Annotated in this window: 4 protein-coding genes; all 4 read right to left on the reverse strand. The window is 67.7% G+C overall.

Annotated features, from left to right (window positions below; genetic code table 11):
- Nucleotides 1–112 precede the first annotated feature (112 nt).
- Nucleotides 113–2,692, reverse strand: coding sequence for an ATP-binding protein (locus QXZ94_RS18345; RefSeq protein WP_315721591.1), 2,580 nt, complete (start codon nucleotides 2,690–2,692; stop codon nucleotides 113–115).
- 324 nt (nucleotides 2,693–3,016) lie between these two features.
- Entirely contained in the window at nucleotides 3,017–4,426 is a 1,410-nt protein-coding gene (locus tag QXZ94_RS18350; RefSeq protein WP_315721592.1) for an MATE family efflux transporter, read from the reverse strand.
- 38 nt (nucleotides 4,427–4,464) lie between these two features.
- Complete coding sequence (locus QXZ94_RS18355; protein ID WP_315721594.1) at nucleotides 4,465–10,503, reverse strand: non-ribosomal peptide synthetase; 6,039 nt, start codon at nucleotides 10,501–10,503, stop codon at nucleotides 4,465–4,467.
- A gap of 15 nt (nucleotides 10,504–10,518) precedes the next feature.
- Nucleotides 10,519–16,938 carry a non-ribosomal peptide synthetase gene (locus QXZ94_RS18360; RefSeq protein ID WP_315721595.1) on the reverse strand — a complete coding sequence of 2,140 codons (6,420 nt, stop codon included), beginning with the start codon at nucleotides 16,936–16,938 and terminating at the stop codon, nucleotides 10,519–10,521.
- Nucleotides 16,939–16,953: the final 15 nt, after the last annotated feature.

The following is a 16,953-nucleotide window of genomic DNA, read 5'->3' on the forward strand; positions in this document are numbered from 1 at the left end:
CTGAGACGAGTCGAGCCAGGGCGACAGCGACCTCGCCCGTATCACAGCGCGGAGGGAGAAACATGTCCGGCCGGCGCGACGCGCAGTCAGCAGCGACGACCGCGAATGCGCGTCATCGTTTGGCCCCCGCCAGCGCCACGACGATGGCTTCGGACAATTGGCTCAAACGAAATGGCTTCGCGAGGAGCCTGGTGGTGGCGCGAAAGTCCTCGGGCACCAGCGAGGGGTCGGCAAAGCCGGACATGAAGAGAATGGGCAGGTCGGGCCACCTGCCGCGCACCTGCCGCGCAAGCTCGATGCCGGTCATGCTGCTTGGCAGGAGAATATCGGTCAGCAGCAGCGAGACCGGCTCCGATCGCTCCAACGCGGCGATCGCCGCGGACGCGTTGACGACCACGACCGGGCTGTACCCCAGCGACGACAGCATGGTGGAGGCCATGGCTCCCACCAGCGCATTGTCCTCCACCACCAGGATGCGCTCGCCGGTGTCCGGTCGAGGCTGTCGGGTTGCGCCAGCGCGCGGCTGCTCGGCGTCGCCCGGTCCCGCGCTCGGCAGATACAGCGTGACGCGGGTCCCCTGCCCGACCTGACTCGCGATCACCGCCGTGCCCCCGGATTGCCTGGCAAAGCCGTAGACCATGCTGAGGCCGAGCCCGCTGCCCTTGCCAAACTCCTTGGTGGTGAAGAAGGGCTCGAAGGCGCGGCGCGCGATGTCCGGCGGCATGCCCGCGCCCAGGTCCGACACCGCGATCGTGACATAGTCGCCGGCGCCGATGCGCTCGTCGCCATCATCGAGAGGCTGGTCGAGCACCGCGTTCGCGGTCGTGATCGTCAGGCGCCCGCTGCCGGCCATCGCATCCCGCGCATTGAGCGCGAGGTTGAGCAGCGCATTCTGCAATTGCGTCGGATCGATCAGGCAGCGCCACAGCACCGGGTCCAGCGCGACGTCGATCTCGATGGTCTCGCCGAGCGTCCGCTGCAGGATCGTCGTCATGCCGCCGACCAGCTCGTTCGCGTCGGTGATCTGCGGGCGGAGCGTCTGCTTGCGGGCGAAGGCCAGCAGGCGGCGGTTGAGATCGGCGACGCGCTCCGCCGCCTCGATCGCCCGCTCGGTCATGCCGCGACAGGACACCTCGGCGGGCGGCAGTGCGTCGAGCAGCATGTCGAGATTGCCGAGCGTCGCCGCCAGCATGTTGTTGGAGTCGTGCGCGATGCCCCCGGCCAGCTGTCCGATGGCTTCCATCTTCTGGGCCTGACGCAGCTCGTCCTCGATGCGCTTGCGCTCGGTGATATCGACCGACAGCACGAAGTAGCCGCGCACGGTGCCGTCCTGGCTGCAATCCGGTACCCGGATGGTCTCGCACCAGCGTTCCCGGCCGTCGGGAAATGCGGCCTTCTCCTCACTCCCGATGGTTTGCCCGGCCAGCACGGCCTCGATCCTGGGCCTCGCTTCGTCAACATGGCTGGGATCGATGAAGTCGTCGATCCTTCGGCTGCGGATGGCTTCCGGGGACGGCTCGGCATACCATTCGCGCGCAACGCGGTTGGCATAGCGAATCTGACCGTCGGCCCCGACATGGATGATCAGCGCGGGGACGTTTTCGGTGACGAGCTGATGCTGCTCCAGATTGTCGCGCAGTGCCTGCTCCGAGGCCGCGCGCAGCCGCCATTGCCGCGCCAGGCCGAGACCGAATCCGGCAATCAGCAGATTGAGCCCGGCGGCGACGACGCTGTAATACACGGCATTGTTCTTCCAGCCCGCCAGATATTCGATCGGATGGCGCGCCACGGTCACGACCAGCGGCAGGCCGGCGACCCGCCGATAGCTGATGCTGCGCGAGACGCCGTCGGTGACGCCGCTGCCTTCGAAGCTCCCGTGAGGCGCTTGCGGAAGGAACTGCGTGAACAGCCGGTTCGATCGAACGTTGCGGCCGGCAAACGCGTCTGCGTTCGGCGTGCGAAGCAGGATCGTGCCGTCGTCGCGATACAGCGTGACGGTGCCGCGCTGCCCCACGTTCAGCGAAAGGAAGAACTGCCGGAGATTCTCGTAGTCGACGGGCACGACGACGACGCCGGCAAAACGTCCGTTCATCATGAATGCGCGGCTCACCGCGATGAAGGGACCTTTGTTGACGCGCGAAGCCACGGGCACATCGATGAAGAGCCCGCGGTCGGGGTCATCCCGTTGAACCTGGAAATAGGTGCGATCGGCGAAATTGTTCTCGCGGCCGGGCACGCCGTTGCCGGCGCTATCCCCCAGCAGATTTCCCTCGGTATCGAGAACGACGATTCCGCCCGCAACGGGGTACGGCGCCACCCTGTGCTTCAATTCGTTGATCAGGGCCGGATTGCCGCGGGTGAGCAGGTTCGGATTGCGCGTCAGGTTGTCGATCGTCGTGTTGAGCAGCACGTCGACGCCCTGGATGTTGCGCAGCATGTATTCTTCGAGCGCGCGGGCGAGATCGCCGTTCGCGGCCTCGGTCGTCCGATAGGTCTCCCAGTAGTTGACGGAGAGCATGTGCGCCACGAAGGCGTCGCAGAGCACCGCCAGCAGGAGGCCGCTCAGCACGATGATCCGGGGCGTCCAGCGCCGGTCGCGTCCGGACCCAGGCTCCTCTCTGGTCAACGTGCCGATGATGCCGCCCTGCCGCAGACCGCGATGGCCGAGAGTCGTTTTGGTTTGGTCCAACATGGCGCCAGAAATTCAGGGGGTCGCGAGCCGTCTGTCGTGATGTCATTGTCGCGGGAGCGTCAGGCAATCTCCCGGCAGCCCATGTCCCGAGGCGTTCTCGAGATCGAGGCCTCGCAATCGCGACATCTGGATAGCATGGTTTGCAGTGGGATGTCATCTTGGGCGGTATCCCATGGCGCAGACCGGATGGACCGGGAGCTTCCATGGTTGACGCCGCCTCGAAGACGTCGGCGCAAATCGACGCACGCGCGGCCTTCGCCTTATCCGGCATTGCTCTGCCATCCTCGTTCAAGGCGGCGGTCATGAGTGCAGAGCCCGGCCGCATCAGAGCCGCGAAGGCAGCCCCCTTTGTCTCCAGACCAGACCGAAGTAGACGAACTGCGCGGCCAGCGCCGCGGCGAACCCGGCTGGATATCCCATCCAGACGCCATCCAGGCCGTAGGTGCCCGATGAAACGAAGGCGACGGGCACCTGAACCAGCCAGATGCCCGACAGAGCGATGACGGTGGGCCATCCGACCGCTCCGGACGCTCGCATGACGCCGACGAGGACATCGGCGACCCCCACCAGGACATAGCTCCACAGCGTGAGCTTCAGAGCACGCTCGGCCATCGCCAGGGTCGCCGCGTCCGTCACGAACCAGGACAGGATCGTCTCCGCGAACGACAGCAGGCCGGTCACGCTCACGGCGCCGACCAGGACATTCATGGCCGCCCCTGTCTTCACCACGCCATGGAGCTGCCCGAACCGCCCTGCCCCGATCGACTGCGCAGCGATCACGGTCGCGGCAAGACCCACGGCCTGCATCGGCGCCAGCAGATATCCGACCACCTGGTTGACGGCGCCATACGCAGCCGTCGCGCTCGATCCAAACGAATTGACCAGCGTGATCACCGCCACCTCGGCCAGCGACGCCACCATGGTCTGGAGTCCGCCGGGAATGCCGAGGCCGAAAAACGGGCCCACGAGCTTCCGATCGATCCGCAGCCGCCGGATCAGGTCCTTGCGGAGCGCCAAGGCATGATCACGTTTGTGCAGAAGCACGACGAGATACGGAAGCGAGATGGCGCAAGCCACGATATTGGCCCAGGGCGCGCTCGTGACACCGACTTTGGGCAATCCTCCCCACCCGAGGATCAGGGCCGGCGTCAGCAACAAGGCCGTACCGAAATAGACGCTCATCACGATCAACGGTGTCTTCGCATCTCCAGTGCCTCTCAGAAGAAATGCATAGGCGAACACCAGCGTCACGAGCGGCAAGGACAGGAAGGTGACGCGTGCATAATCGGTCGCCGGCGCGACGATGTCCGACGGCGTCGCCAACAGTCCGAGCAGTTGCGGCGCGAACCCATAGCCGATGACTGCGATCGCAACGCTGAGCCAGAAGCAGACGCACAGAGTGGTGCCGGCGGCGGTCCTCATCCCGTCCGGATCGTCAGCGCCATGAGCGCGCGCCACGAGAATGATGCCGCCGGAAATCAGGCCGATCAGAAACGAGACCAGCAGAAAGAAGATGGGAAAGAACACCGAGGCGACGGCAAGCGCGGATTCGCCGAGCAGCTGGCCGAAATAGATCGCGGTGACCGTGCCGGACAGCAATTGCAGAGCCGCGCTGGCCGATTGCGGAATCGCAAAGCGCGCCAGCGGCCACCACAGCGAAGGCGGCGCGTCCGCAGCGAGGTCCTGCTCCGGCGCAGCACCGGCGATCGACGGGACAGTATCGGCGGCAACCAAGCTCCTTGGCCGTATCCGGGGAGACCGTCGATATCCGGTCATCGCCATTCCACATGTGCCGCATCGGTCACGGCTCCATCGTCCGATGCACGGTGCGCCCCGGCGGAAGGCGGCCGGCCGGGCCAAAAATCGGCAAGCCGCCGCTCGGGGTCGGCGACGATGGCCAGGATCAGCTCGACGACATCATCGAGCAGGCGCGCCACACCATCCGCGTCGAACCGCTGCCTGCCGAAGATCAGCCGGAAGCTCATGCCGCTGTCGACCGAGGCCACGAGGCACAGCGGAAAATCGATACCCGCCTCGAAACTGTCGAACGCGGCGACTCTGATGTCACCCGCAGCCGCCGTGTGGCGGCCGGTGAGCGCATCATCGACCGGATAGTTCTCGAACACGACGACGGACTCGAACAGCCGCTGATCGCGCGGCACATCGAACCAGTGCGCGATGTCACTCAGCAGAATGCGGTCGTGCATCTGCTCGTCTGCCTGTCGCGCCTGCAGATCCGTCAGCCAATCCGACACGCGCATCTCGGGCGCCAGCCTCACCCGCCGGGGCAGCGTGTTGGTGCAGAGTCCGACGATCTGCTCGACCGCGTTGACATCTCCGGGCCGCACCGCCGTCGTCATGCCGAACAGCAGATCGTCGCCGGTGTCGGCGTGGCGGGCCAGCGCAAGGCTCCAGGCTCCCTGAACCAGCGTATTCATCGTTAGTCGCAGAGCATGCGCCGCCGCCTGAATTTTCGTCGTCAGGCGGTCCAGAATGCGCGCGTGGACCTCGCCCGCGGAGTCGAACGGCTCCTCCGCGCTGCCGCGGGCCAGGTCGAGACGGCGGGGAAGATCTGCTCCGCTGAGCCGGTCGACCCAGAACGCACGGTGGAGTTCACGATCTGCCGAACAATGCCAGGACAGGAAGTCCCGATACGAGGGGGGCGCCGGCAGAGACGCCGGACGGACCTGATGCGCAGCATGATAGAGCTCCATCAGCTCGCGCAACAGCAGCGGCACGGACCATCCGTCCAGCAGGATATGGTGGAAGCTCAGGACCAGCGTGTGGCGGGTCCGGGACTGGCGAAGCAGAGACGCTCGCAGCACGTCGCCGCCGGACAGATCAAAGCCGGCCTTCCTGTCTTCGTGCAGAAACGCGCTCAGATGGGTTTCGACGACGTCCGGTGACAGCTCCGTCCAATCAGCAAAGCGCCATCGTGGATCGGGCATCCGCCGCACGATCTGCACCGGGTTCTCATCGTCATCGGGGAATGCGACGCGCAGCGAGCCATGTCGAACGATCAGGCCACGCCAGGCTCTCTCGAGCGCGCCTGCATCCAGCTCGCCGTCGAGCGTCAGCCAGAGCTGCTCGTGATAGGCGATGCTGCCCGGCGCCCGGCGGACGTGGGCCAACATGATCTGCTGCATCGGACCGAGCGGCCAGACGTCCTCCAGATCGGGGTAACGCTGCTGCAAGGCGGCGAGCCTGATATCGTCGAGCGTCACCAGCGGGAAATCGGAGCGCGTGAACCGGCTCGGCTCACAGGCGCGGCAATGAGCAATCAATCCCTTCAACGCCGCCCGGAAGCGGTCGGCCAGATCTGCAATCGAAGCCCGGTCATGCGCGTCCGGCCACCATCGCCACTCCACCAGCAACGTGCCGCCTTGGATCACCGACACGACCTCGATCAGGTGATCCCGTTCGCGCTCGGCGGCAATCGAGGAACCGGCATCTTCCGCGGCCATCCGCCACCCCGCCGCACCGCGCTCATCGAACCGTCCGAGATAGTTGAAGCTGATCGAGGCGCGCGGCAGGGATTGCAGGATCTTGACCGTTTCCGGATTCAGATAGCGCAGGAGGCCCCAGCCGATGCCACCGTGCGGCACGTCGCGGAGGTGGTCCTTGATCCGCCGCAGCACCACGCCCGCTGCAGGTCCGCCATGGAGCGCGTCCCTGAGATCGACCTGTCCGGCATCCAGTCGAACCGGAAACATCGTGGTGAACCAGCCGACGGTTCGAGACAGATCGACCGTCGGGAAAATGCTCTCCCGACCATGTCCCTCGAGATCGACGAGGCTGACAGTCTCCGGGGCCTCGCGTGCAGCCCGCCAATCCGCCAAGGCGATTGCGAGTGCGGCTAGCAGGGCGTCGTTGATCCGGCTGTGATAGGCCTTCGGCACGACCGTCAGCAACGCCTGGGTTTCGTCGGCCGGCAGATCGATGGTCAGAGACGTCGTCTCGCCATACGTGGCGCGGCGCGCGCCCGTCGCGTGGTCGACAGGCAAGAGCGGGACATCCCGGCAGATCGAGGTCCAGTAGTCGAGTTGGCCGGCGTCGACCCCGCGCGCGTGATCGGCCAGCCGTCTTGCCCAGCCGCCGAACGACGTCGTCCTCGGCGGCAATGTGACGGAGCTTCCCCGCTCGAGCTGGTCGTAGGCCGCCATGACGTCCTCAACGAGAATCCTCCAGGAGACGCCATCGACGACCAGATGATGGATGACGAACAACAGGCGTCCCGGTGTATCGGCGCCGAAGTCGAACCAGGCGACGGCCGTGAGCCGGCCTGCCGACGGATCGAGGCTCTTCTGAAGTGTCGCCGCAGTGGCAGTCAGTTGCGCAATCCGTGCCTCCGGCGCGAGCTCGGCCAGATCGACATGCGTGAGCGCGACGGTGACGTCCGCGACAGCAAGTGGCTCTTGCCGCCAGCCGGTCGCGTCCCGGATGAAACGGCTGCGCAACGCGTCGTGATGGATGAGGATCGACGCGAGCGCGCGTTCGAGCCGTGCCGGCTTGATGTCCGGCGGCACCTGCAGCAGCGCGGATTGATTGAAATGACGGATTGGTCCGGGATGGTCGAAGAACCAGTGCTGGATCGGGGTCAGCGGCGCCGGCCCCAGCGGATCGTCCGGCTCGGCAGACGCCTGCGAGGCGGCCGCGGCCTGGGCGAGCGCAGCGACGGTCTGATGCTGGAAGATCTGTCGCGGCGTGATCGTAACGCCGGCAGCACGCGCGCGAGACACCAGTTGCATCGACTGGATGGAGTCGCCGCCGAGCTCGAAGAAGTTGTCGTGGATGCCGACCTGGTCGAGGCCGAGGATGTCGGCGAACAGGCCGGCGAGCACGGTCTCGGCCGGATTGCGGGGCCGCTGGTCGGCGCCCTCGCGACGGCGCTCCGGCGCCGGCAGCGCGTTGCGGTCAAGCTTGCCGTTCGGCGTCAGCGGCAGCGACGCGAGGACGACGATCGCCGCGGGCACCATGTAGTCCGGCAGGATCCTTTGAAGCTGACCGCGCAGAGCGTCACCGTCGATCACGGCGTCCGGCTGCGCCACCACATAGGCCACCAGCCGCTTGGTCCCGCCGTCCTCGCGCAGCACCACCGCCGCCTGCGCGATGCCGGCCTGCGCCAGCAGCGCCGCCTCGATCTCGCCGAGCTCGATGCGGAAGCCGCGCAGCTTCACCTGATGATCGAGACGGCCGAGATAATCCAGCACGCCGTCCGCCCGCCACCGCGTCAGGTCGCCGGTCCGATACAGCCGCTCGCCCCTGGCGAACGGGCTCGGCACGAACCGCTCCGCCGTGAGTCCCGGCCGATGCAGATAGCCGCGCGCCAATCCGACACCGCCGATATACAGCTCGCCGGCCACGCCGACAGGGACCGGCTCCAGCTGCGCATCCAGTACGTAGGTACGTGTGTTCGGCAGCGCCCGGCCGATCGGCGGGCGACGCTCGTCGCCGCAATGATGCACGGTCGTGCAGACGCTGGACTCCGTCGGACCATAGGCGTTGAACACGCGGCGGCCCGCAAGCCACGGCCGCAGCAGCTCCGCCGTGCAGGCCTCGCCGCCCGCGATCAGGATCTTCAGGTCCGGCAGCGGCGCCACCGGCAAGGCGGCCAGTGCCGCCGGCGGCAGCAGCACCGCCGTCACGCGCTGCCGCTGCAGCAGTTCGCGCAACGGTTCGCCCGGCATCAGGTCGTGCTGCTCTGCCAGCACCAGCGCCGCGCCCACCCGCCAGCTCATCACCAGGTCCCACACCGCCGCATCGAAGCTGATCGAGGCGAACTGCAGGATGCGGTCGCCGGCCGTGAGCGGCAGCTGATCCAGCTGCGCATCCGCCAGGTTCATGATGCCGCGATGCGACGTCATCACGCCCTTGGGCCGTCCCGTCGAGCCCGAGGTGTAGATCACGTAAGCGAGATGATCGGCGTCACAGCTGACGGCCGGTGCCGTCTCCGCGTGCCCGGCGATGGCAGATGCGTCGACATCGAGCTGTACCACCACTGCTTCCGTCGCCGGCAACCGCTGCATCAGCCCAGACTGCGTCACCAGCACGGGAACTCGGGCATCCTCCAGCATGTAGGCCAGCCGCTCCGCCGGATAGCGCGGATCGAGCGGCAGATAGGCGCCGCCCGCCTTGAGGATGCCGAGCACGCCGACCACCATGTCCAGCGAGCGTTCGACGCACAGCCCGACGATCACGTCGGGTCCGACGCCGAGCCGCCGCAAATGATGCGCCAGCCGGTTGGCCCGCCGCTCCAGCGCGCCGTAGCTGAGCTCCTCGTCGCCCATGACCGCGGCAGGCGCACCCGGATCTCGCGCCGCCTGCTCCGCGAACAGCTCGTGCAGGCAGCGATCCTGCGGATAGGCGACGCTGTCGCCACTCCACGCCGTCAGTTGCTGCCGCTCCACGGCGCTCAGCAGGCTCAGCTCGGACAGGCGCGCCTCCGGCCGCGCCGCGATCTCCTGCAGCAGCCGGACGAAGTGATCCGCCAGCCGCGCGACCGTCGCGGCGTCGAACAGGTCGGTGGCATAGATCAATGTCGCCGCCAGCCCGCCATCGACCTCGCTCATCGCCAGCTCGAGATCGAACTTCGCCGTCACCGCCTCCGCCTCGAACGGCTCCAGCGTCAGCCCGGGCAGACCGCCCGACCGCTGCGGCGTATTCTGCAGCGCGAACACGATCTGGAAGATCGGCTCGCGGCTGAGATCGCGCACCGGATGCAGCGCCTCCACCAGCTTCTCGAACGGCAGGTCCTGATGCGCGTAGGCGTCGAGCGCCGTCGCTTTCATCTGTCGCAGCACGTCACGGAACGTCGGCGTCCCCGAGAGGTCGCAGCGCAGCGCCAGCATGTTGACGAAGAAGCCGATCAGCCGCTCGGTCTCGACCCGGGTGCGGCCCGCCACGGGCGTGCCCACCACCACATCGTCCTGCGCGCTCCAGCGCGACAGCAGCACGTCGAACGCGGCCAGCAGCACCATGAACAGCGTCGCCCCGTCCTGCCGCGCCAGCTTCGTCAACGCCGCCGTGCAGGCCGGGTCGACGGCAAACCGGTGCACGGCGCCGCGGAAGCTCGGCACCGCCGGCCGCGGCCGGTCGGTCGCGAGCTCGATGCCATCGGGCGCCCCGGCAAGCTGCGCGGTCCAGTACGCGAGCTGCCGCTGCAGCGCCGCCTCCTCCAGCCAGCGCCGCTGCCACACCGCGTAGTCGGCATACTGGATCGGCAGCTCCGGCAGCGGCGACGGACCGCCCGCGCAGAACGCCGCATACAGCGTCGCGATCTCATCGACCAGGACGCCCATCGACCAGCCATCCGACACGATGTGATGCATCGACAGCGCCAGCACGTGCACATCGGACGACAGCCGCAGCAGCGCCACGCGCAGCAGCCGGTCACGCGTCAGATCGAACGGCTGTTGCATCCATCCGGCGAGCCATTGCCGCGCCCCGTCCTCCGTCTCCACGTCATCCGGGACAAGCGCCAACGGCCATGGCGGGTCGATCACCTGCACCGCGCTCTCGCCCCGCATCGCGAACCGCGTGCGCAGGCTCTCGTGCCGCCGGACCACCTCGCTCAACGCCGCAGACAACGCGCCGACATCAAGCGTGCCCGTTAGCCTTACCGCCGCAGGGACGACGTAGCTGCTGCCGGACAACCCGAGCTGCTCGACGAACCACAATCGCTCCTGGCCATGAGACAAAGACGCTTTTGTCCCGCCGAGACGCGGAATGACCGGCATTGCAGGCGCGCCGCCTGCGGCCGCTGCGAGCCGTCGTTGCAGCAGCTCACGTCTCAACGTCGCAATGTCGGTCATCTCTCGTGCTCCGGATCAGGCCACGGATTCGGTGCGCTGGATGTCGATCCCATCCAGATCTCGCAGGGCCGTTTCGATTTCGTCCGATGACATCGCCTCGATCTCACGCGCCAGCGCTTGCTCGGTATGCTCGGCAAGACCCGCGATCGTCGGCGCCATGAAGATCAGCCGCACCGGCAGCGCGACACCGAGCGTGGCCCGCAGGCGCTCCAGCACTTGCATGGCCAGCAGCGAATGACCGCCGAGCTCGAAGAAGTTGTCGTGGATACCGACCTGCTCGAGGCCGAGGATGTCGGCGAACAGGCCGGCGAGCACGGTCTCGACCGGATTGCGGGGCCGCTGGTCGGCGCCCTCGCGACGGCGCTCGGGCGCCGGCAGCGCGTTGCGGTCGAGCTTGCCGTTCGGCGTCAGCGGCAGCGACGCGAGGACGACGATCGCCGCGGGCACCATGTAGTCCGGCAGGCTGCGCTGCAGCCGGCCGCGCAGCGTGTCGGGGTCGATCGCCGCCTCCGGCTGCGCCACCACATAGGCCAGCAGCCGCTTGCTGCCGCCGTCCTCGCGCAGCACCACCGCCGCCTGGGCGATGCCGGCCTGCGCCAGCAGCGCCGCCTCGATCTCGCCGAGCTCGATGCGGAAGCCGCGCAGCTTCACCTGATGATCGAGACGGCCGAGATAATCCAGCACGCCGTCCGCCCGCCACCGCGTCAGGTCGCCGGTCCGATACAGCCGCTCGCCCCTGGCGAACGGGCTCGGCACGAACCGCTCCGCCGTGAGTCCCGGCCGATGCAGATAGCCGCGCGCCAATCCGACACCGCCGATATACAGCTCGCCGGCCACGCCGACAGGGACCGGCTCCAGCTGCGCATCCAGTACGTAGGTACGTGTGTTCGGCAGCGCCCGGCCGATCGGCGGGCGACGCTCGTCGCCGCAATGATGCACGGTCGTGCAGACGCTGGACTCCGTCGGACCATAGGCGTTGAACACGCGGCGGCCCGCAAGCCACGGCCGCAGCAGCTCCGCCGTGCAGGCCTCGCCGCCCGCGATCAGGATCTTCAGGTCCGGCAGCGGCGCCACCGGCAAGGCGGCCAGTGCCGCCGGCGGCAGCAGCACCGCCGTCACGCGATGGCGCTGCAGCAGTTCGCGCAGCGGTTCGCCCGGCATCAGGTCGTGCTGGTCTGCCAGCACCAGCGCCGCGCCCACCCGCCAGCTCATCACAAGGTCCCACACCGCCGCGTCGAAGCTGATCGAGGCGAACTGCAGGATGCGGTCGCTGGCCGTCAGCGGCAGCTGATCCAGCTGCGCATCCGCCAGGTTCATGATGCCGCGATGCGACGTCATCACGCCCTTGGGCCGTCCGGTCGAACCCGAGGTGTAGATCACGTAGGCCAGATGATCGGCGTCACAGCTGACGGCCGGTGCCGTCTCCGGGTGCCCGGCGATGGCAGATGCGTCGACATCGAGCTGCACGATGATCGCCCCGGTCGCCGGCACGCGCTCCAGCAGCGCCGCCTGCGTCACCAGCACGGGAACTCGGGCATCCTCCAGCATGTAGGCCAGCCGCTCCGCCGGGTAGCGCGGATCGAGCGGCAGATAGGCGCCGCCCGCCTTGAGGATGCCGAGCACGCCGACCACCATGTCCAGCGACCGTTCGACGCACAGCCCGACGATCACGTCGGGTCCGACGCCGAACCGCCGCAAATGATGCGCCAGCCGGTTGGCCCGCCGCTCCAGCGCGCCGTAGCTGAGCTCCTCGCCATCCATGGTCACGGCAAGCGCACCCGGATCTCGCGCCGCCTGCTCCGCGAACAGCTCGTGCAGGCAGCGATCCTGCGGATAGGCGACACTCTTGCCGCTCCACGCCGTCAGTTGCTGTCGCTCTACAGCGCTCAGCAGGCTCAGCTCGGACAGGCGCGCCTCCGGCCGCGCCGCGATCTCCCGCAGCAGCCGGACGAAGTGATCCGCCAGCCGCGCGATCGTCGCGGCCTCGAACAGGTCGGTGGCGTAGATCAATGTCGCCGCCAGCCCGCCATCGACCTCGCTCATCGCCAGCTCGAGATCGAACTTCGCCGTCACCGCCTCCGCCTCGAACGGCTCCAGCGTCAGCCCGGGCAGACCGCCCGACCGCTGCGGCGTATTCTGCAGCGCGAACACGATCTGGAAGATCGGCTCGCGGCTGAGATCGCGCACCGGATGCAGCGCCTCCACCAGCTTCTCGAACGGCAGGTCCTGATGCGCGTAGGCGTCGAGCGCCGTCGCTTTCATCTGTCGCAGCACGTCACGGAACGTCGGCGTCCCCGAGAGGTCGCAGCGCAGCGCCAGCATGTTGACGAAGAAGCCGATCAGCCGCTCGGTCTCGACCCGGGTGCGGCCCGCCACGGGCGTGCCCACCACCACATCGTCCTGCGCGCTCCAGCGCGACAGCAGCACGTCGAACGCGGCCAGCAGCACCATGAACAGCGTCGCCCCGTCCTGCCGCGCCAGCTTCGTCAACGCCGCCGTGCAGGCCGGGTCGACGGCAAACCGGTGCACGGCGCCGCGGAAGCTCGGCACCGCCGGCCGCGGCCGGTCGGTCGCGAGCTCGATGCCATCGGGCGCCCCGGCAAGCTGCGCGGTCCAGTACGCGAGCTGCCGCTGCAGCGCCGCCTCCTCCAGCCAGCGCCGCTGCCACACCGCGTAGTCGGCATACTGGATCGGCAGCTCCGGCAGCGGCGACGGACCGCCCGCGCAGAACGCCGCATACAGCGTCGCGATCTCATCGACCAGGACGCCCATCGACCAGCCATCCGACACGATGTGATGCATCGACAGCGCCAGCACGTGCACATCGGACGACAGCCGCAGCAGCGCCACGCGCAGCAGCCGGTCACGTGTCAGATCGAACGGCTGTTGCATCAGGGCTTCCGCCCGCTCTCGCGCGTCAGCCGCAGTCACGACGATGGGCTTCAGGGCAACCTGCCACGGCGGATCGATGACCTGGACGGCGCCCTGCCCCTCACGCGCGAAACGCGTGCGCAGGCTCTCGTGCCGCCGGACCACCTCGCTCAACGCCGCCGACAACGCATCGACATCCAGCGCCCCGGCCAGCCGCACCGCCGCCGAGACGTTATAGCCCCCCTTCGAAAGCCCGAGCTGCTCGACGAACCACAGCCGCTCCTGGCCATGCGACAACGGCAGCGGCTGCTGTCTCGAAACCGGGAGCAGCGGGAGAGCCGTGTTTGCCGTCGCCAGGCTCAATCGCTCGGCCAGGCCTGCGACCGTTGGCGTTTCGAACAGGAGGCGCAGCGCGACCTGGACGCCGAGATCCTGCTGGGCGCGTGCCACGACCTGCGTTGCGAGCAGAGAATGGCCGCCGATGGCGAAGAAATCATCGTGGATGCCGACGCGGTCCACACCGAGCACGTCCGCGAAGATCGCCGCGAGGCTCGTTTCGGCCGGGTTGCGCGGCGCCGCATAGCCGCCAGTCGACGTGAGCTCCGGCGCCGGCAGCGCATTGCGGTCGAGCTTGCCATTCGGCGTCAGTGGCAGTGAGGAGAGACTCACGATCGCCGAGGGCACCATGTAGTCCGGCAGGCCCCGCAGAAGTTGCTGGCGCATGATGTCTGCATCGAGCACCGCACCGTCGCGCAGAACGGCGTAAGCGATCAGGCGGCGATCGCAATTGTCCTCGCGCACCACGACCGCCGCCTGCTCCACATCCGGCAGGGTCAGCAACGCCGCCTCGATCTCGCCGAGCTCGATGCGAAAGCCTCGGATCTTGACCTGATGATCGATGCGCCCGAGATAGTCGAGCACGCCCACCGCGCTCCAGCGCGCCAGATCGCCGGTGCGATACAATCGCGCGCCATGCGCGAACGGGCTCGGCACGAACCGCTCCGCCGTCAATCCGGGACGATGCAGATAGCCGCGGGCGAGACCCGCGCCGCCAATGTACAGCTCTCCGGTCACGCCGATCGGCACCGGCTCCATGTGCGGATCGAGCACATAGGCCTGCAGGTCGGGAATGGTCTGACCGATCGCGCTTGCCGCCGCGCCGACATCGGCCTGCCGCACCGGCCGCCATGTCACGTGCACCGTGGTCTCGGTGATTCCGTACATGTTGATCAGTTGCGGCGTGGCGTCACCGTGCCGCTCGAACCACGGCGCCAGCTCGGCGAAGTTCAGCGCCTCGCCGCCGAAGATCACATAACGCAGCGCCAGTGGTCGCGGCGTCTCCCGGTCCGCGCGGATCAAGCCGGCGAACGCCGATGGCGTCTGGTTCAGCACGGTCACGCCTTCGCGCGACAGCAACGCATGGAAATCATCCGGCGAGCGGCTGATCCAATATGGCACGACCACCAGCCGGCCGCCATTGAGCAGCGGACCCCAAAGCTCCCAGACCGAGAAGTCGAAGGCGAGCGAATGAAACAGCGTCCAGACGTCCTGCGCGCCGAAGCCGAACCAGGCGTCGGTTGCCGCGAACAGCCTGACCACGGCGGCGTGGCTGATCAGCGTCCCCTTAGGCCGGCCGGTCGAGCCGGAGGTGTAGATCACATAGGCCAGGTGGTCCGGATCGCTGGCAACGGCAGGCGCGGTGCCGGGCTGACGTGCGATCACCTCACCATCTGCTTCGAAACGCGCGACGACGGCGTCCGTCACGGGCAGTCGCGCCAACAGCGCGTCGTGCGCCAGCAGCACGCGCGCACCGGCGTCACCCAGCATGCCCGCCAGCCGCTCCGGCGGATGGCTCGGGTCGAGCGGCAGATAGGCACCGCCCGCCTTGAGGATGCCGAGCACGCCGACCACCATGTCGATCGACCGCTCGACGTAAAGCCCGACGATCACGTCCGGACCGACGCCAAGCCCTCGCAGATGGTGCGCGAGCTGATTGGCGCGCCGCTCAAGTCCGGCATAGCTGAGCATCCGACCGTCGCAACTGACGGCCACCGCTTCGGGCGTGCGCTTGGCCTGCGCAGCGAAAAGGTCATGCAGGCACCGGTGGGGGCGATAGGCAGCCGGATCTGCGGCGGGGGCGATGAGCTCGCGCCGCTCCTCTGCGCGCAGCAGGGGTATCGCGCCGAGTTGGCGCGCCGGGTCCGAGATGAGTTCGCCGAGCAGGTGACCGAGATGATCAATCAGGCGGTCCATCGCGGACGAGGCGAACCGCTCGGCATCATAGATCAGGTTGACCGCGATCGACCGCTCGATGACGATCTGCAGGGTCAAGGGATAGCTGGTCCGTTCCGTGGTCCGGACCTCGCTGATCCGGAGATGCCGCACGGCGTCTGCGCCGGCGGTCATTGCCACCGGGTAGTTTTCGTACGCGACGATGCTGTCGAACAGAGCCGTTCGGTCGCCGAGCTCGCTCCAGCGCTGCACCAGGGGCAACGGACTATATTGATACTCCGTCAGCTCGCTTTGCCGGATCTGAATCTCGCGCAGCCAATCCAGGACCGTCGTGCGGTCCGATAGCTGGACGCGCAGCGGCAGTGTGTTGACGAACAGCCCGACCATCCGCTCGACCTCGGCGAGTTCAGCCGGACGGCCCGACAGGGTGACGCCGAACACCACGTCTTCGGAGCCGCCATAGCGAGCGAGCAGCAGTGCCCAGGCGCCCTGCACCAGCGTATTGAGGGTCAGCTTGTGTTCTCGTGCGAAGCTTTCGAGGACTGACAATCCGACGTTCAGGTCGCGCTGAAGCACGGCATGGCGCTCTCCGCTGCCAGGCTCGCGAGACGGGCGGGCCAGCCCCAAAGACGACGGCGTATCGAAGCCAGCGAGCCGCCGGCGCCAATGCACTTCCGCTTGTGCCATGTCCTGGCGCTGCAACCAGCCGATATAGTCCTTGAACGGCCGCAGGTGAGACAGCGCCGGCGCTGCGCCGCGGCTCAGCGCAGAGTAGGCCGCAAACACCGCGTCGAGCAGCAGCGGCAGCGACCAGCCGTCGAGCACGATGTGATGCACGTTCCACAGCAGGCGGTGATCGTCGTCGCCGATCCGGATCAGGCAGAGCCGCATCAGGGGCGGCGCTGCGAAGTCGAAGCCGCGGCTGCGCTCGATCCGCTGCAGCTCGGCGAAGCGGCTATCCTGCTCGTCCTTCGACAGATGCCGCCAGTCCTCCTGGGCAAACGGCAGCATTGCCTCGCGCAGCACCACCTGCAACGGCACATCGAGCTCATGGCCGACGTAGGCCGTGCGCAGCACAGGGTGTCGTGCGACCATCAGCTGCCACGCTTGTTGGAATGCGCGTGGATCGAGCGCGCCTTGCAACCGGCACGCCAGCGAGATGACGTAGACAGCGGCATCCGGCTCATACAGGCTGTGGAACAGCAGCCCCCGTTGTAGCGGCGACAGCGGATAGATATCGGCGACCCGCCGTGCACCACCCGCCGCGGCGATCACGCGGTCGAGCGCCTCCTGACCGAGCCGCTTCTTGTTTCGGCTTGCATCCATGTTCATGGGTCGGCTCCGATC

This window comes from Bradyrhizobium sp. SZCCHNS2022, assembly GCF_032377575.1.
Classification (GTDB): domain Bacteria; phylum Pseudomonadota; class Alphaproteobacteria; order Rhizobiales; family Xanthobacteraceae; genus Bradyrhizobium; species Bradyrhizobium aeschynomenes.

Coding starts and splice junctions, on each gene's coding strand:
- QXZ94_RS18360 (WP_315721595.1), bottom strand. CDS start 16,938: ATGAACATGGATGCAAGCCGAAACAAGAAGCGGCTCGGTCAGGAGGCG.
- QXZ94_RS18345 (WP_315721591.1), bottom strand. CDS start 2,692: ATGTTGGACCAAACCAAAACGACTCTCGGCCATCGCGGTCTGCGGCAG.
- QXZ94_RS18355 (WP_315721594.1), bottom strand. CDS start 10,503: ATGACCGACATTGCGACGTTGAGACGTGAGCTGCTGCAACGACGGCTC.